Origin of the sequence: Psychrobacter sp. SC65A.3 (assembly GCF_025642195.1) — a bacterium.
Classification (GTDB): Bacteria; Pseudomonadota; Gammaproteobacteria; order Pseudomonadales; family Moraxellaceae; genus Psychrobacter; species Psychrobacter cryohalolentis.
On record NZ_CP106752.1, the window covers coordinates 1,966,791 to 1,985,590 of the forward strand.

The 18,800-nt window shown below is 42.6% G+C and carries 16 protein-coding genes; 4 read left to right on the forward strand and 12 right to left on the reverse strand.

Features of this window, described 5'->3' with window-relative positions; translation table 11 throughout:
• The first annotated feature begins 3 nt into the window (after positions 1-3).
• Positions 4-360, forward strand: coding sequence for a DUF3144 domain-containing protein (locus OEG80_RS08270; RefSeq protein ID WP_149408735.1), 357 nt, complete (start codon positions 4-6; stop codon positions 358-360).
• A 516-nt stretch (positions 361-876) separates the two neighbouring features.
• The gene (locus tag OEG80_RS08275; protein WP_020443128.1) at positions 877-1,221 is read left to right on the forward strand and encodes a hypothetical protein; all 345 of its coding nucleotides are present in this window, start codon (positions 877-879) and stop codon (positions 1,219-1,221) included.
• Between the two features lie 294 nt (positions 1,222-1,515).
• On the opposite strand, the gene OEG80_RS08280 is transcribed toward OEG80_RS08275, so the two are convergent.
• The 8 genes from OEG80_RS08280 to OEG80_RS08315 all read right to left on the reverse strand — a co-directional run bounded on the left by OEG80_RS08280 (position 1,516) and on the right by OEG80_RS08315 (position 14,328).
• The gene (locus OEG80_RS08280; protein WP_149408736.1) at positions 1,516-3,171 is read right to left on the reverse strand and encodes a BCCT family transporter; all 1,656 of its coding nucleotides are present in this window, start codon (positions 3,169-3,171) and stop codon (positions 1,516-1,518) included.
• A 299-nt stretch (positions 3,172-3,470) separates the two neighbouring features.
• Positions 3,471-5,114: a BCCT family transporter gene (locus OEG80_RS08285; RefSeq protein WP_149408737.1), complete on the reverse strand. Its 1,644-nt coding sequence runs from the start codon at positions 5,112-5,114 to the stop codon at positions 3,471-3,473.
• 167 nt (positions 5,115-5,281) lie between these two features.
• The gene (locus OEG80_RS08290; protein WP_149408738.1) at positions 5,282-6,505 is read right to left on the reverse strand and encodes a PQQ-dependent sugar dehydrogenase; all 1,224 of its coding nucleotides are present in this window, start codon (positions 6,503-6,505) and stop codon (positions 5,282-5,284) included.
• A 202-nt stretch (positions 6,506-6,707) separates the two neighbouring features.
• Positions 6,708-9,305 (reverse strand): ATP-dependent chaperone ClpB, encoded by a 2,598-nt coding sequence (gene clpB, locus OEG80_RS08295; protein WP_133105347.1) that lies wholly within the window; start codon positions 9,303-9,305, stop codon positions 6,708-6,710.
• Between the two features lie 243 nt (positions 9,306-9,548).
• Complete coding sequence (locus tag OEG80_RS08300; protein ID WP_262880823.1) at positions 9,549-10,040, reverse strand: L,D-transpeptidase family protein; 492 nt, start codon at positions 10,038-10,040, stop codon at positions 9,549-9,551.
• A gap of 345 nt (positions 10,041-10,385) precedes the next feature.
• Entirely contained in the window at positions 10,386-11,177 is a 792-nt protein-coding gene (locus OEG80_RS08305) for an SDR family NAD(P)-dependent oxidoreductase (RefSeq protein ID WP_263240328.1), read from the reverse strand.
• 87 nt (positions 11,178-11,264) lie between these two features.
• The gene (locus OEG80_RS08310) at positions 11,265-12,998 is read right to left on the reverse strand and encodes an AMP-binding protein (RefSeq protein ID WP_263240331.1); all 1,734 of its coding nucleotides are present in this window, start codon (positions 12,996-12,998) and stop codon (positions 11,265-11,267) included.
• A gap of 202 nt (positions 12,999-13,200) precedes the next feature.
• Positions 13,201-14,328 carry a DNA topoisomerase IB gene (locus OEG80_RS08315; RefSeq protein ID WP_263240333.1) on the reverse strand — a complete coding sequence of 376 codons (1,128 nt, stop codon included), beginning with the start codon at positions 14,326-14,328 and terminating at the stop codon, positions 13,201-13,203.
• A gap of 174 nt (positions 14,329-14,502) precedes the next feature.
• On the opposite strand from OEG80_RS08315, the gene OEG80_RS08320 reads away from it, so the two are divergent.
• Positions 14,503-14,979: a GNAT family N-acetyltransferase gene (locus tag OEG80_RS08320; RefSeq protein WP_263240335.1), complete on the forward strand. Its 477-nt coding sequence runs from the start codon at positions 14,503-14,505 to the stop codon at positions 14,977-14,979.
• 116 nt (positions 14,980-15,095) lie between these two features.
• On the opposite strand, the gene ppnP is transcribed toward OEG80_RS08320, so the two are convergent.
• The 4 genes from ppnP to OEG80_RS08340 form a co-directional block, all read right to left on the reverse strand.
• A complete protein-coding gene (ppnP, locus tag OEG80_RS08325; RefSeq protein WP_020443118.1) occupies positions 15,096-15,380 on the reverse strand; it encodes a pyrimidine/purine nucleoside phosphorylase in 285 nt (94 codons plus the stop codon).
• Positions 15,381-15,449: 69 nt separating this feature from the next.
• Positions 15,450-16,545 (reverse strand): peptide chain release factor 2 gene (gene prfB / locus OEG80_RS08330; protein ID WP_149408744.1). Its coding sequence is split into 2 segments (ribosomal slippage): positions 15,450-16,472 and positions 16,474-16,545, totalling 1,095 coding nucleotides; the frame shifts between segments, so codons are not numbered across the junction.
• Positions 16,546-16,638: 93 nt separating this feature from the next.
• A complete protein-coding gene (locus OEG80_RS08335) occupies positions 16,639-17,346 on the reverse strand; it encodes an HAD family hydrolase (RefSeq protein WP_263240337.1) in 708 nt (235 codons plus the stop codon).
• Between the two features lie 86 nt (positions 17,347-17,432).
• Positions 17,433-17,969 (reverse strand): gamma carbonic anhydrase family protein, encoded by a 537-nt coding sequence (locus OEG80_RS08340; RefSeq protein ID WP_149408746.1) that lies wholly within the window; start codon positions 17,967-17,969, stop codon positions 17,433-17,435.
• A gap of 174 nt (positions 17,970-18,143) precedes the next feature.
• Between OEG80_RS08340 and OEG80_RS08345 the strand changes: the two genes are divergently transcribed.
• Complete coding sequence (locus tag OEG80_RS08345) at positions 18,144-18,713, forward strand: phosphatase PAP2 family protein (protein ID WP_149408747.1); 570 nt, start codon at positions 18,144-18,146, stop codon at positions 18,711-18,713.
• The last annotated feature ends 87 nt before the right edge of the window (positions 18,714-18,800 follow it).

The following is an 18,800-nucleotide window of genomic DNA, read 5'->3' on the forward strand; positions in this document are numbered from 1 at the left end:
TTTATGTCTCAAGAGAATGCTCAAAACAATGAGATTGATGCAAGTCTTGAAATCACCCCTGAAATGCAATCGTTTTATCAACGTGCTGATGCCATTATTGGTGTAGCAAACAGTCAATTAGGTCCTGAGGCGCACTCAGGTCAAGTAGGTGCGTCACTGCTTTATGCCGCAGCACGTTATAGCGCATCGGTCGCCTCGATCGGCTTTGTAAAGGGTGATGATTTTGCCAAAGAAAAGGATGATATTGTCGAATTTTATACCAAACAATATCGCCAAATGCTGAGCGACAACTTGACTGATTATGCGCAGAACTTTGATAAATACATTCAGCTTAATCAAGATGATAAGCCTGCTAAATAAAACGGTTATGCTTGGTTAAAGATATTTATCTGGGCATCTTTAGTGGCAGAAATTATCTTTGAGCAAATAAAAACCCTAAGCTTACTATTAAGCTTGGGGTTTTTATTTGCTTGTAAATGATAGAAAGCCATTAAAGCCAACAATGCTATTGCTATGAAGTTTTTGCAGCTTTTCTCACGCATTGAGCAAAATTCATAGCAGTAGTATAGCTATAGTTAAAATATCTCAAAAACGCTACAGTGCTGCTGGTATGAATTTTTTGCAGCCTCTGTCTGCGTAGGCACAGCAAGCAAGAAAAATTAATATCAGCAGTACTTGATGTATCGATATTACTTTTCCCTGACTATATATACATGTATAATTTTCTCGATTTTATTTTGTACTTATCATATGATGTGGTGGATGACTTCCCCTAAATAAGTTACTATCCATTTGTATCATTCTATTTCTGATATAGTTGTCGTTGACTGTTGATAACAGGAAGTTATCGAGCGCTATTTATAAGGAAACATCATTATGAATCATTTATCTAAACCGTGGCTGTCAATACTAGGGCTCTCAGTAGCCATCACATTATCTGGTTGTAATAATCTTCCAATCAGCACCCATTCTGAGCCGCCTATTCATAGCACTGAAAACAACAAAGACCACAGTGCTAGCAGTAATCAAGGCTCAATTAACAATCCTTTCAATAAATGCCCACCCTTTAATCCTGAGCAAACCATGTGTACCGCACAGTATGATCCTGTCTGTGTCACTGTAAAAAACCAATCAGGTGTCAGTTATCGTACTGCGGGCAACGCCTGTTCAGCATGTGGTACTACCTCTGCAGTCGGTTATGTAAAAGGACAATGTGTGTAGTTTACATCCTACCTCTGGTAACTCTAATCAAATACTTTTCATCATAATATAGTCAGTCCTAAATAAAATAAGTACAAATATTATAACGCGCTACTGGTATAAATTTTTCTTGCTTGCTGTGCCTGCGCAGACAGAGGCGACGCAAAACTTATCCCAGTAGCATTATGTTTGATTCATAGTGGATTGACTATAGATATATCCGTAGAAATGAAAAAGCCCCAACTTATAATAAAGCTGGGGCTTTTTGAGTTATTTTTCAGCTTAAGTATTATTTAAACATTGTCTAAAAAACTCTTAACCTTCAGGCTTTTCAATATCAGGCGGACCTGTAAGCAAGTCTTCATCACGAAATTCATTGGCTGAATTGTGCTCAGCAGATTCCTCGGTGATAAACCATTGCTGATTGCGATACAATATCAAACGGTCACGACTTAAGCCACGTAGTAGCGAATACATCATTACGACTATCACTATCGCAAAAGGAAAACCTGACACAATGGAAGCCGCTTGTAGTGCACTCAAGCCACCTGCTGCCAATAGTACCGCTGCGATGATACCTTCGGTACCCGCCCAAAATAAGCGCTGAATTTTCGGTGGATTAGCATCGCCACCTGAGGTCAACATATCAATGACGAAACTGGCTGAATCCGATGACGTGACAAACCAAAGAACAATCATTACCACGATGAGCAAGTTCATAGCCGATGTTAGCGGATAAGACTCCATCAACTTAAAGATGGCACTGCCAGTATCTGCTTGGACGGCCTCGATCAAGCCAGGACTGATAACATTGGGGTCCGCCGCCGCCATTAGCTCCATATTAACGGCTGAACCACCAAAAGCGGTAAACCATAAGAACAATATGGTAATAGGAATCAACAACACTCCCAATATGAATTCACGAATCGTACGACCACGAGAGATACGAGCCACGAACACCCCAACAAAAGGCGACCAACTTATCCACCATGCCCAATAGAAAATCGTCCATGAGGCTTGCCAATTTTCTTCACCGTTATAAGATTCTGTCCAAAGACCTAGTGGTACAATCTCATGTAAGTAATTACCGATATTTTCTACAAAACTATTAAAGATAAACTGAGTCGGTCCTAAAATAATCACAAAACTGAGTAATATCACAGTAAATAATATATTGGTATCGCTTAAGCGCTTAATCCCTTTATCGAGTCCCATAAATAGAGACAGTCCTGCCAGCATAGTGATAAAGGCAATCAACATAATTTGCACTGTAATATTATTGGGAATACCAAATAACGTCTCAAGACCTGAGTTAATCTGTAACACCCCAAGACCTAACGTTGTCACTACCCCAAACATCGTCCCAAACACTGCTAGCGTATCGACCGTATGACCCCAACCGCCATAGATTTTCTTACCCAATATAGGATAAAGTGTCGAGCGGATTGCTAGTGGTAAGCCCACTCGGTAGTGAAAATAAGCCAATGACAAAGCAACCATGCCGTAGAGCGCCCACACATGTAAGCCATAATGCAGGAACGAGATATTCATCGCTTGCTTGGCGGCGGCGATCGTTTCGGGCTCTCCCAATGGCGGCGCCATAAAATGATACAAGGGTTCAGCGGTGCCCCAATAGAGCAGTCCAATACCGATGCCAGCTGAAAACAGCATACCAATCCAAGAGACTATATTATACTCGGGTTTTTCGTTCTGATGACCAAGTCTGATATCGCCATAGCGACTGAATATCATGTAAATACTCATCACCAGCGTTAAATTGACCACCACAATGAAGAACCAGCCAAAGCGCAAAGACACGAATGCTTTGGCATGACCAAATACCAGTTCAGCTTGCTCATTAAAAAAAGTACCAAATATAATAAATGCCAAAATCAATAGCGCTGAAGTTAAGAACACAGGTTTACTTACCCGTGGAAAAGGGCCTAAGCGGCCAACTTTTACATGATCCATTTAGTCGTCTCAGTTTTTGAAGGGGCTCACCTTAACAAGATATTACACAACTATCAAATCGAATCAGACACTTTATAACCTTGCTATTGGTCAACAAATAAAAAAATCCTAAGATAACCATGCATCTTAGGATTTGATATTACAAGTATTTTATCGTTTTTTAATAAATAAAAAACAGATATAGTGAGCTGTCAATCATTGATTGAAACGACTGTCAGCACACTCTTGATCTTTCTTCGCTTAATCACAGGTTGCTTATCTAAGCCCTAATTCATGACTATTAATCAGCATCGCGTTGATTAATCACCCTTTACAATTTTAGGTGGGCCTTTCAACAAATGCTCGTCGACGAACTCATTAGCCGAGTTGTGATCTGCCGATTCATCAGTAATAAAATTCTGCTGAGCTCGATATAGAATCAGACGATCGCGGCTAAGACCACGTAACAACGCGTACATCATGACAAAAATCACTAAGGCAAACGGTAGTCCTGCTACGATAGCAGCGGCCTGCAAAGCAGACAGCCCACCAGCCGCTAGTAGTATAGCAGCGATAACGCCTTCTGTAGTTGCCCAAAACAAACGCTGAATTTTTGGTGGATTGGTATCACCACCAGCTGTCAGCATATCGATAACAAAACTGGCCGAGTCTGATGACGTCACAAACCAAAGCATAATCATAACGACGATCAGTAGCGTAATCGGTTTTGCCAATGGATAGTATTCAACCAATTTAAAGATCGCACTACCGGTATCTGCTTGTACCGCTTCAACCAATCCTGGGCTAATACCTGACACAGCAGAGGCAAGTTCCATATGAACAGCAACGCCGCCAAAGGTCGTAAACCAGAAGAACAAAATAAGCATTGGGATCAGTAATACCCCAAGCGTAAATTCACGAATGGTACGACCACGAGAGATACGGGCAATAAAGATACCAACGAATGGTGCCCAACTGACCCACCATGCCCAATAAAATATCGTCCAACTACTCTGCCAATCTGTCCCACTATAAGACTCGCCCCATGTACCTAGAGGCACAATCACGGTCAGATAGTTTCCGATGTTTTCAATAAAGCTATCAAAGATAAAGAGTGTCGGTCCTAAAATGACCATAAACGCCAATAAGACGATCGTGAATCCAATGTTAATGTCACTAAGTCGCTTAATACCTTTATCTAAACCCATCATAACGGAAATGGCTGCAAGCCCTGTGATGAAAGCAATCAAACCAAACTGTACAGTGAGACTATTAGGTGTACCAAATAGCTTTTCGAGTCCGGAGTTGATCTGCAGCACTCCTAGCCCTAGTGAGGTGACCACGCCAAACATCGTACCAAATACGGCCAAGATATCGACAGTATGTCCCCATCGACCATAGATTCGTTTACCGAGTATAGGGTATAGAGTTGATCGAATCGATAAGGGCAGACCGCGGCGGAAATGAAAATACGCTAAAGATAGCGCCACAATCGTATAGATCGCCCAAGCGTGTAGACCCCAATGCATAAATGAGATGTTCATCGCTTGCTTTGCTGCTGCAACCGTTTCGGCATCGCTCATTGGTGGTGCCATGAAATGATACAACGGCTCCGCTGTGCCCCAATAAACTAGGCCAATACCAATACCTGCGGAAAACAACATGCCAATCCACGAAAACAGATTGTACTGTGGTCGCTCCGTCTGATTGCCTAGCCGAATGTCACCATAGCGACTCATTGCTAAGTAAATACAAAGTGCAAGCGCCGCATTAACTAAGAGAATAAACAGCCAGCCGAATTTATCGGTAATAAAATTTTGTAAAAAACTAAAGAGAGCCCCTGCTGTTTCAGTGAAAAGTGCACCGAAAATAATGAATCCAACAATCAACAGTGTTGAGGTAATAAACACAGGTTTACTCACCCGTGGAAAAGGGCCTAATCTGCCTACTTTTACTTCTTCCATGTGCAAGTCTCAAAATTTAAGGAACATCACCTTAACAAAATAGGCTTTAAGTATCAATCAATTACAAATTAAAACTTGATAAAACCCTTAATTTTTTCTAAATAAATTAATAATTTTTTTTAGAATAACTAAATAACTATACAAATAAAAACAACTTTAGCACGATCCTACTTAGGCGATAGTCTCAGTAATCGCCCATCATTACCATCTTCAAGCGCCCAAACCTGCCCATCTGCAACCAGTACACTACGAATACGCTCGCCCATATCATAGCGATAGCGCTCAGTCGCACCATTATTTTCATCGAAATTAACAACTATCAGCGCTTTGGAGGATAAACCACTGATCAGCGCATTACCTTGCCACGCCGGAAAATCATTGTGCTTACCAGTCGAATACATACTTATTGATGAAGGGGATATGACTGGTGTCCATGTGATTTTGGGTGCTTCAAGCTCAGGACGCGTACTGTGATCAGGAATATCCACACCAGAATAATTGCGACCATTTGATACGATTGGCCAGCCGTAATTCTTACCTTTTTCAATCAGATTGAACTCATCACCACCTCGTGGACCCATTTCATGCGCCCACAACTGCTCTTTACTATCGAATGCCATCCCGAGTACATTACGATGTCCTATGCTCCAAAATTGAGCAGCGATGTCATTATTACTCACAAATGGATTGTCCATTGGCATCGAGCCGTCAGTATTTAACCGTATTATTTTGCCCAAATTGACAGTCATGTCTTGAGCAGGGGTTTTTTCTTGACGTTCGCCTGAGCTAATATACAAATATTGCCCATCAGGAGAAAATACTAAGCGATGACTGTAATGCCCTTGCCCGTCTACCTTTGGCATCTGCTGCCAAATTGGAGCAATCTCCCGCAAACTTGGCTTATCAGTATCCAAACCTGACAGCTTGGCTTTGATGACTTTTGCACCAAATTTATTATTATCAACCCCTTTGCCTGCCTCTACGTAGCTGATATATACATAGCTAGAAGTGGTAAAATCCGGTGCAAGAATAATATCGCCAAGACCGCCTTGCCCGCCATAAGCGACTTTAGGTATGCCCACGACGGCTGTCTTAGCACCAGTCGCTGCATTGACTATAAATAACTCACCTGTCTTTTGTGTTACGAGTAGTCTTAATGGTTTATTATCAACTTTTGGTAATGCAGTCATTGCCCATGGCTCATCAAAGGTGGCAACGTCTTTTGTGGTAAAGGCAGGTTTGTCCGTACTTGCAACATCTGCTACTGAGGTTTCAGCTTCTTGATATTTTGCCAGATCGGCATTGGTATCAGTGGCAGATTGATTGGAACAAGCAGAAGTACTAAACAGTAATGCTGTGATAATTATCGGTAACGTTAATGGTTTACTCATATACTGCCTATTTATTATTATCATTCTTTTATCTCCATAAATTTTATATTTATATAATTAGAGCTTAGATTATTTATAACATAATCTAAGTAGGGCAAGAGTAAAAATAATGATGGCGCACAAAGTAAAAACCCCTTACTTGCCTGTATAAAAAATGGGCAAATAAGGGGCTTATTTTCGGATCAAGGGCTAAAATGAACGATTAGCTCATTCTAAGCTTATCAAATGTCAGCTTATCATCCACACCGACATCGACTTTGATGATATCACCAGCAACAAAGTCACCCGCCAGCAGCTTCAATGACAATGGGTTTTCAATCTCTTGCTGAATGGCACGCTTGAGTGGACGCGCGCCATAAACAGGATCATAACCAACCGCAACCAGCTTATTCATCGCTTCTGCTGATAACTCGATATCTAACTCACGCTCATATAAACGCTGACGTAAGCGGTTTAACTGAATCGCAGCAATACCTGCCATCTGCGACATACCTAGTGGATGGAATACCACGATCTCATCGATACGGTTGACAAACTCTGGACGGAAATGCTGCCCAACTGAATCCATCACTTCTGCTTTGATATCCTCGTAGCTCTCGCCGACCATTTCTTGGATTTTATGCGAGCCCAAGTTACTGGTCATAATGATGACCGTGTTTTTAAAATCCACCACGCGACCTTGTGAATCGGTCAAACGACCATCATCCAACACTTGTAGCAAGATATTGAACACATCAGGATGCGCTTTTTCAACTTCATCAAACAAAATCACACTATAAGGTTTACGGCGTACCGCTTCAGTCAAGGCACCACCTTCTTCGTAACCGACGTATCCTGGAGGCGCACCAACCAAGCGGCTGACACTGTGCTTCTCCATATACTCACTCATGTCGATACGAACAATTGCATCCTCACTATCGAATAAGAAGTTTGCTAACGACTTTGTTAACTCAGTCTTACCAACACCCGTAGGTCCTAAGAATAAGAATGAACCAGAAGGACGATTCGGATCTGACAAGCCAGCACGACTACGACGTACTGCATTGGCTACCGCTTCAACTGCTTCATCTTGACCGATAACGCGCTCATGGAGTTTTTCTTCCATTGCCAGCATCTTATCACGTTCGCCTTGCATCATTTTACTGACTGGAATACCCGTTGCTGCAGCAACAACTTCGGCGATTTCATTATCCGTGACTTTGTTACGCAGCAATTTTACACCACTATTTTCACCAGTCTGCTCTTTTTGCTCTGCCAAGTCAGACTCATGGATACGGCGCTCTAACTGCGGAATCGTCTCGTATTGTAGCTTACTCATGGTCTCATAATCGCCTTCACGACTGGCTTTATCATAAGCAATACGCGCTTTGTCCAGCTCGTCTTTTAGCTGCTGACTGCCTTTGACCAAAGCTTTTTCTGCTTGCCAAATCTCATTAAGATCAGCGTATTCTTTCTCTAACTCTTCAATTTGTGCATCAAGCACTTTACGCTCTGCTTGCGCGCCAGCATCTTCTTCATTTTTGAGTACTTCGCGCTGCATTTTTAGCTGAATCAGACGACTATCGAGTTTGCCAAGCGATTCAGGTTTGCTGTCCATCTCCATACGTAAGCGACTGGCAGCTTCATCAATCAAGTCAATCGCCTTATCCGGTAACTTGCGATCAGTGATATAACGATGACTCATACGAGCAGCAGCGATGATGGCACTGTCTTGAATATCGACCCCATGATGAAGCTCATAGCGCTCTTTGAGACCACGCAATATCGCAATGGTGTCTTCGACCGTTGGCTCATCAACCAATACTTTTTGGAAACGACGCTCAAGCGCCGCATCTTTTTCAATATACTTACGATATTCATCTAAAGTCGTGGCACCGACGCAGTGCAACTCACCACGAGCAAGCGCTGGTTTGAGCATATTACCAGCGTCCATCGCGCCATCTGCTTTACCCGCACCGACTAGGGTATGTAGCTCATCGATAAATAAGATGACGTTACCTTCTTGCTTCGATAAGTCGCTAAGTACCGCTTTAAGTCGCTCTTCAAACTCACCACGGAATTTTGCCCCAGCAATCAACGCACCCAAGTCCAACGACAGCACTTCTTTGCGACGTAAACCTTCTGGTACATCACCATTGATAATTTTTTGAGCCAAACCTTCTACAATGGCCGTTTTACCAACACCTGGCTCACCAATGAGCACAGGGTTGTTTTTGGTACGTCGAGACAGTACTTGAATGGTACGGCGAATCTCTTCATCACGACCAATCACAGGATCAAGCTTACCTAGCTCTGCTTGCTCCGTTAAGTTAATCGTATATTTATTGAGGGCATCACGCTGATCTTCAGCATTTTGATTATTCACGGTATCGTCACCGCGTAATTGCTCAATCACGGCTTTCAATTTATTGGCTGTAACGCCCGCACTTTCAAATATCTTTTTGGTATCGCCTTGTTCAGCCAGTGCCAACATTACCCATTCGGTGGCGATAAAATCATCACCTTCTTTTTGTGCTTGGCGGTCTGCCAAGTTCAGAATTTTGACTGAATTTGGGTTTAGATTAACGTCTCCTGTTGGCTCACTAATCGTTGCTTGGTTGTCCAGCGCCTTTGCCACGCCATTTTTTAGCGCAGGGATAGACGCGCCCGCTTGTTGGCAGATAGACAAATTAGACTCATCTTGTAGCAAGACTGCTAGCAAATGCACAGGGTCTATTCCCGTATGGTCACGCCCTAACGCCAAACTTTGTGCTTCTTGAATGGCAGATTGCAGTTTTTGGGTAAATTTCTCAAATCTCATAGTAGTATCCTTTTATCATTTATATATCATCAGGCAGCAAACTTATGCTGTTTACTTGCCTTCGTCTGCCTTTATATATGCGGTATATAGAGAGGAATTTCAACCTACTCAGCACTAAAACCTTATTAATAGTAATGATATTAATTGCTTGAAATAAAGTCACTAAATCGTGATTACACTCAATATATAATTCATTCAATTTTAGAAAAAAATGCATCTACGGATACCGCTTATTTAAGATTTTCATTCTACGATTTCAATAGCGGTACCGACCTTGACCATCGCCATGATTTCGTCCATCTCTTCATCAGTGACGGCAATACAGCCCTCGGTCCAATCGCGTAATTGATTGACCGAAGCCAGATGTCCAGAACCGTTCTTTTGACCATGAATCATAATATCACCGCCCGGATTGACGCCCATCTTCTTAGCATGTGCCTTATCAACCGCATTAGGATAACTTATGTGAATAGAGCGATAAAATTTGGATTTTTCATTCTTATAATCGAGTGTATAAGAACTTGACGGGGTACGCTTATCACCCTGCTCCTGCTTGTGACCAATAGGATTGCCACCAAGCGCTATATGATAAGACTTGATAACAGTGTCACCACTTAATAATTGTAGAACACGCGCTGATTTATCAACGAAGACTTTGTCGATAATGGCAGTATCAGGAATAGAGGGGGTAGATTTTGAATTATTTTGTATGTTTGACGCGGCATTGGTACTCATGAGAGTCACAATGCTAAGACTTATTGCGCTTACTAACCAAACAAGATACTGACTAAAATCTGCACGAAAAAATGGCATGGTATTACTTCTTATTATTAATAAATAAAATTATTATCTATAAGATATAATCAGTCCTTAATAAAAGAAATACAAATATTATCAATCACTACTGGGGTTAATTTTTCTTGCTTGCTGTGCCTACGCAGACAGAGGCTGCAAATAATGAACCCCAGTAGTTCCGTACTCTTTTAAAAGTGGATCAACTATAGCAAAAAACCATGCCAAGCGTTGTGCGAGTTGTACGAATGAGACTTAAAACTGCGACATTAAATTCTTAGAATTCTATTACACCATACGAATCGCGCCATCCAAACGAATCACTTCGCCATTGAGATAGGCATTATCAATGATGTGCATGACCAATTTGGCAAACTCGTTAGGATTACCCAAGCGTTTAGGATACGGTACCGCAGCCTCTAGTTGCTCGCGCGCCTTTTCAGGCAGACTTTGCATCATAGGCGTTGCAAATACCCCAGGCGCGATAGTCATGACACGGATACCATGACGAGTCAGCTCACGTGCGAGCGGCAACATCATACCAACGACGCCAGCTTTAGATGAAGCATAACTCCCTTGCCCTACTTGCCCATCAAAGGCAGCGATAGAAGCCGTATTAATAATGATGCCGTTGTCAGCGTTCTTCTCTACGGAGCTGTCTGCGTTATTGGCATTAGCTACACGCTTCGCAATACTGGCTGCCACCAAACGCGCAACATTAAAAGAACCGACAAGATTAATATTGACGCCGCGACTAAAAGTATCGAGATCTGCCGGATTGTTTTCACGGTCTAAGAGCTTCTGTACGACAGCGATACCAGCACAATTAATCGACCCCTGCAGACCACCAAATTCGCTTTCAGCCATATCAACAGCCGCTTGTACCTCGTCGCCACTGGTCACATCACAGCGTACAAAACGAGCATGGTCACCCAATTCATCAACCAGTGCTTGCCCCGTCGACTCATTAAGATCAGCAATGACAACCTTGCCGCCTTGAGCAACGATAGCACGCACTACCGACTCACCCAGACCTGACGCACCGCCCGTGACCAAAAAGCTGTGTTGTTCAATTTGCATAATTTTTCCTTTAATTAATATTTATACTGTTATTTTTATCAGTTATCGATTTTTATCTTAACCTGACGATATAAATGCATTGCTTTATTAAGCCGCAGATAAACTGCGCAGCAAAAAGCGCTGAATTTTACCACTTGGGGTTTTTGGCAATTCTTTCACAAACTCAACCTCACGTGGATAAGCGTGAGTTGATAGACGTCTGCGGACCAAGTCTTGAATCTCTTTAGCAATCTCGTCTGTGCCTTTGATACCATCTTTTAGCACCACATAAGACTTAATGGTATGACCACGCACTTCGTCTGGCACGCCAACTGCCGCTGACTCTGCGACTGCCTCATGCTCAAGCACTGTGTTTTCGACATCGGTTGGCCCAACTCGGTAACCTGCGGTAATGATAATGTCATCATCACGCCCTGAGAACCAATAGCTGCCATCACTATGACGCTCGACCACGTCACCTGTTAAATAATAGTCATCAGCGAAGGCATCTTTTTCGTTCCAGCTATAGCCACGGAAATAAAACGCGGGCGATTGACTGACCACTACGGCAAGCTGTCCTTGCTCGCCGTCAGGTAATATGTTCATATCATCACCTAACACAACGAGTGTATGCCCCGGTAGCGCCATACCCATCGAGCCAACTGGGCACTCATGCTCTAACGCATGATGCTCACAGCAGGTCATACCCGTTTCTGTCTGTCCGTACTGATCACAAACTTTACAGTTTAAGTAGGTCTCAACCCAGTTGACCACTTCGGTATTTAAGGTCTCGCCTGCTGAATTGGCACAGCGCAGTGATAGTTTAGCCTCATTATCATTACTATTGTCATTGTGAGCAGCTTCAAACACGCCACTCGATTTCATCATCCGAAATGCAGTTGGCGAGGACGCCAAATTGCTAATCTTATGGCGTACCATAAAGTCGCGGGTATTGGCAGCATCGAAGCCCGCTTCATTAAAATAGGTAGTAATACCTAATAATAATGGCCCAGTAATCGCGTAATATAACCCATACGCCCAGCCTGGATCTGCCATATTCCAGTAGTTATCATCCGCGCGCAGGTCAATTGCATAACGCATATACAGATAAAAAGCCGAAAGTGCGCTTAGTGGCACACTAACGCCTTTTGACTTACCAACCGTACCCGAGGTAAACATTTGCAGAAAGGGTGCATCGGTATTTAATGAAACCGCGTCTACCGTTTGCGACTGCGTTGCGACCTTTTCAGCGTAGCTATCATCACCCCAGCTTTGCGCATCTACTTTGCTACCAACCAGCACCATTTTGGTTTGCTTCGCCAAGTCGTCAAACTTGCCACGATTGTCTTGATTGGTAAAAACAACTTTAGTATTGGCTTTGTCCATTCGATACTTAATCGAGTCATAACCAAAGGCGGTAAACAGCGGTTGATAGACTGCGCCAATCCGCCAAGTGGCTAATACAATGGTGAGTAACTCAGGGGTACGCGGTAACATAGTTGCCACTTGGTCACCCGCTTGCACGCCATAAGAAAGTAGTAAACTGGCAACCTGTGCACTTGCTTTATCAAGCTCAGCAAAGCTCATACGCGTGACATTGCCAGCCGTATCTTCATGAACTAGCGCAATATTATCACCGCGACCGTCACGTACATGACGACCACAGCACGCCATATAGGCGTTTAAACGGTCATCTAAATTTTTACCAAATATCTCTGTCAGTAATGCATTCATATCAAAATTATGATAATAGTCACTATAACTCGTTAGCGCCTGTGAGGTATTTACAGCATGATTTGAAGGGGTGTTTAAAGATGTAGTACTTGAAGGAGAGGTATTCATAAGCTAATCCTTTAGCAATCGAGAATCACTGACAAAATCAGAGAGTTAGAAATAATAGAATAAATCGTAAAACAGCTATATTTGATCAACTGTTTAAAAATCTTAAATGGCACATACTCTATTAGTAACGTATTTTTATACTTATTTCAATACATAACGTATCATTTTTATTATTCCCTAAAAACAGTTACTTAGTAACGGTTTACTGTAGCGCGCTCAAAAACCCAAGTAACGCCTTCTCTTCACAGCTTTGATGCCGTTTGGTACGTCCACGGCGCGCTTGTTTATAAGGCTCAAAAAACTCCCCCGCTAAAAACTGCTGAATAATAATAGGATTGATATAAGAGGATCGGCAGACCGTTGGGGTATTGCCGAGCTCATCGGCGACGCTTTTTACCATATCGGTCACCAGTTGCTGGCGCTCCTTAATATCAGGCGCACTGGCTAAAATCAATTTACCAGATTTGGTTTGCAGCTCATCATAAAGGTAGCTTGCTGCCAATACACTTGCCATCCAAGTACGAAAGTCTTTTGCACTGTATAAATTGCCGCTATAACTTTCACACTTGTTACCACAGGTATGCGTACGCAGATAATCATTGATATCAGCGCTATCAACGACTTGCTTATTGCCCTCTTCATCTAAGTATTTGAATACTTGATAACCGGGCAGCTCAGAGCACGCTTGGATGATGTCAATCAAACGCTCATCTTGCAATTCTATATGATGCTCTTTGGCACTTTTACCGACAAAGTCAAATGCCAGTCCAGTATCCGTTTCGCTGACATGCTTACTGCGTAACGTGCTCAAACCATAACTTTTATTGAGCTTGGCGTAGCGACTATTACCGATACGAATCAAAGTGGTCTCAAGTAATTTGACCACTGCTGCCAACACATTGTCACGTGATAAGGGTTTGGCTTCTAAATCTTTTTCAACTTGCGCACGCAGATTGGGCAATGCTTCAGCAAAACCTATCATGGCATTAAACTTGGCTTGGTCACGTACCCGATCCCACTCTGAATGATATAAATACTGCTTACGCGCTTTATCATCTCGACCTGTCGATTGTAGATGGCCTTTATCATCTTGGCATATCCAAACTTCTGACCACATCGGCGGTATGACTAAAGCATCAAAGCGCTGACGCAAGGCTTTATCTTTGACCGTTTTGCCAGTGGCATCTCGATAAGTAAAGCCACGCCCAGAACGCCGACGCCCATATCCAGGATCGGTATCGCTGACATAACGTAAGTTTGCGAGGCTCGCCAAGTGCTCATAATCATGGCGCACATCTTGTATATTGGTTGGTTGATTTGACTTCGCCATAAAAAATACTCATTTGCTAATATCGTTGTTTTAGCATAATTAATCGCCATTATCATTGCTGTGTACTTGACATGGACAATGTGTAATGCTGTGTAAAATAAAACCGATAAATGGCTTGTAGATTTTGGGCGCTAAGGCATAATTTAAGACAAACTAACTAAAGACACCACCAATATGACAAACGCCACTCCTATAAAGCCAACTAATGGCTCTTTAAAAATAATGCCATTATCTAAAAGTGATTACGATGCTTGGTTAAGCCTCTGGCAAAGCTATCTGACGTTTTATGAGAGCAGCTTGCCATTAGAAACGACGAATGCAACGTGGCACAGTTTGCTCGATAGTAATGTGCCGATTTATGGTTTTGGTGCTTGGCAAGACGACAAGTTGGTAGGTATCACGCATGTGGTGCTACACCCCAATACTTGGAATAGCACTGAATGCTGCTACTTAGAGGATTTATACGTGGATCAATCTGTGCGCGGGCACGGCGTAGGACGTGCATTGATTGAACAGGTTTATGAGTTTGCCCGCCAGCAAAACTGCAACCGCGTTTATTGGACAACCCAAGAGGGAAACACCACAGCGCGCAAACTCTATGACACAATCGCCACTCAAACAGATATGGTGCAATACCGTAAGAACTTATAGATTGTATTAGCTTGTTTTATTTTTTGAAATTAGTCGGAGAATAAAGTACAGTCGTCAAAAAAACGCCAAGTTAATGCTTGGCGTTTTTTTGACGACTGTACTCATATGTGAAATGGCTATTTACCGTAAGTACATAAATAAGCAGACTCAACTTCCACTTTTACTTGAAACTTTTGGTTGGCGTCAATGGTAAATTGCTCGCCAGCATTAAAGGTTTGCCACTCATCACTCTCTGGCAGCTTGACCGTCAAGGCACCGCTAACGACTGACATGGTTTCAAATTCGCTGGTGCCAAATTCGTATTCACCAATTTCCATTACACCGACAGTAGCAGGCTTAGTTGCGGTTTGAAAGGCGATAGAAGTCACTTTGTTTTCAAAATAATTATTAACGCTTGGCATAATTTTCCTTAATTAAGTGTTGGTTGATATTTTAAATCTGTCTTTATACTCTATTTTTACAGTCCAGCTTTATAGACCCGCTTTTAGGCTCGCTTCGATAAATTGATCGAGGTCGCCATCGAGTACCGCACCAGTGTTAAAGGTTTCAACGCCAGTACGCAAGTCTTTGATACGTGAATCATCAAGCACATAAGAGCGAATTTGACTGCCCCAACCGACGTCTGACTTACCGTCTTCGACCGCTTGCTGAGATTCCATTCGTTTTTGCATCTCAAGCTCATAAAGCTTGGCACGCAGCATTTTCATCGCCGTCGCTTTATTACCATGTTGGCTACGCTCGTTCTGACAAGTGACCACCACGCCACTTGGCTCATGGGTGATACGTACCGCAGAATCGGTCGTGTTCACATGCTGACCACCTGCGCCAGATGAGCGATAGGTATCGATACGCAAATCTGCTGGATTGATATCAATTTCAATATTATCATCAATTTCAGGCGACACAAAAACGGCAGCAAATGAAGTATGACGACCGTTATTACTATCAAATGGTGACTTACGCACTAAGCGATGGACGCCGATTTCGGTACGTAACCAACCAAAGGCATAATCCCCTTTAATCTCAATCGTGGCCGACTTGATACCAGCGACACTACCTGATGATACTTCAATAACGTCCACTTTAAAGCCATGCGCTTCCGCCCAGCGCGTATACATACGCAGTAGCATTTCTGCCCAATCTTGCGCCTCTGTACCTCCACTACCTGACTGGATGTCCAAGTAGCAATTATTTGGGTCCATCTCACCGCTAAACATCCGGCGAAACTCTAAATCGGCAACGCGCTTTTCAGCGTTGTCTAATTCGGCTTGCACATCCGCCAGTAAGGATTCATCCTCTGCTTCTACCGCCAGCTCCAGCATGGCAGATGCATCTTCTAATGTGGTTTCAAGCGACACCACCACATCAATCACACCATCAAGCTGACTTTTTTCTTTATTAATCTTGGTCGCACGTTCTGGATCATTCCATAGCTCGGGATTTTCTAACTCTAAATTGACTTCTTCTAAGCGTTCTTGCTTACCATCGAAGTCAAAGATACCTCCGCAAGTCCTGCCCACGCTCTGATAAATCTTTAATTCGTTCTTGATACGGATTGATTTCCATAAGGGTTCCTGTCTGTTTTAAAAATACGATGGCGCTATTTTAAATGAGATTTGGGTGAAATGTTTGGCTAATTTTAGCCGCTATTTTCATCTTTTAAATCGACCAATCCTCAACCGCCCAGTGGTGTGCCAACGCATGGGCATGTAGCGCATCATCAGGCGATACACAAATCGCCACATCTGCCCACTCTAGTAAAGGAATATCATTTTTGGAGTCTGAATAAGCATAAGTCTTGTCAAAATTAATACCTGCCAGTTGCTGTTTGCCAATCCATTTATCCAAATGATAAATTTTACCTTCTTTAAAGTTTGGCTTATCAGTCAATTTACCCGTATAGCGCTCATCTTTTATCTCAAGAGGCGTTGAGATCACATTGCCGTCTTCAATCCCAAAACGCTTAGCAATCGCCGAAACGACAAAGTCATTGGTCGCTGAAATAATCACCACATCGTGACCTGCTTCAACATGTTGACACAGGACTTCCATCGCTTTTGGGCGAATGTGCGGCTCGATTTCACTTTTAATATAATCTTCTCGCAGCTCATGCAACCTATCCATTGGTAAGCTGCTTAAAAACTGTGCCACAAACTCGTTATATTCCGTCGCATCAAGCGTACCTTCAATATAATCATTATAAAATTTCTGGTTGGCAGTGCGATACTCGGCTTCGTCGACAAGATTATGCTTGACGATATATTCGCCCCATAAGTAGTCGCTATCGACATCGAGCAAAGTATGGTCTAAATCAAATAGCGCTAACGTGCGTGAGACAGTCTGGCTGACAATGCTTGGCGTGCTCATAATAAAATACTCATTAATGACAATTAGTAATAATTAATAGTAATCGGTCGTTAGTAACTGTTGATTAGTGATTGTTCATTAGCAATTTATTCTGGTTGCTCAATCTCTCTAAGACCCGTTTTAAACTTCTGACAACGATCGCTATAGTGTAGCGCTGACAGTTTCATCATGACTGCCTGTTCATCAGTCAAAGTTTTGACCACTGTTGCAGGAGCGCCCACAACGAGAGAATTATCTGGTATCTCTTTGCCTTCGGTGACCAAGGCTTTGGCACCGATAATACAGTTTTTGCCGATTTTGGCATTATTCAAGATGACCGCGCCAATGCCGATCAAGCTATTATCACCGACTTCGCACCCATGCAGCATCGCTAAATGACCAATGGTGACATGATTACCGATTTTTACCTCGATACCAGCATCAGTATGAATAACACTGTTTTCTTGCACGTTAGTATAGTCACCGATATGGATGCGTTCATTGTCGCCACGAATCACTGCCCCAAACCAGACGCTTGACTGATGACCCAAATACACGTCGCCTATCACGCATGCTGAGTCTGCAACCCAACCATTAAAGGGTACAGCGAATGTAGGCACTTTGTCTAAATATTGATAAATCATACTCTATCCTTGATAGGTTTTATTCAGTTGTTATTATTCATAAATGTAGTTGAGACAGATATCGGCTATAAAACTGACCTGTAAATATGTGAGCGCTGAATTTAGGAGCAAGCAGTTGTAGTATAATGCGGTTTTCCTTCATCTGCCCTATAAACCCTCTTTAGGATTGCCGCAATGATCAGCAAAAACGCTTCCGCTATCATTTTATTACCCAGTAGTTTTTTATTATCGAGCAGCTTGCTTGTCGCTATGCCAGCTCAAGCCAGTAGTAGCGATAATATCGACAAGGCGGGTGACATTCTATCTTTCGCTATACCAGCCGTTGCTTACGGTAGCACTTATTATATGGATGATAAAGAGGGACGAGAGCAATTTTATTATTCATTTGCAACTAATGTTGCAGCCACTTATGCCCTAAAATCTGTGATTAGTAAAGAGCGCCCAGATGGCAGCGATGATGATTCTTATCCATCTGGTCATACCTCAAGAGCCTTTCAGGGTGCCAGTTTTATTCATAAACGCTATGGACTAAAATATAGTGTTCCTGCCTATATTGGCGCAGGTTTTGTGGCTTATAGCCGCATTGAAGCCGATGAGCATGATGCTGTCGATGTATTGGCAGGCGCTGCCTTAGGTATGGCGAGCAGTATGTATCTGACGAAAAGCTATCAAGATGACCAGCTGCATATCGCCACCAACTTATCGCCAGATTATTATGGCTTATCAGTACATTATAACTTTTGATCAATAAATCCTAATCTTCATACCTATATACCTATATACCTATATACCTATATACCTATTTATATCACCTCCTAGTCACTACCTATA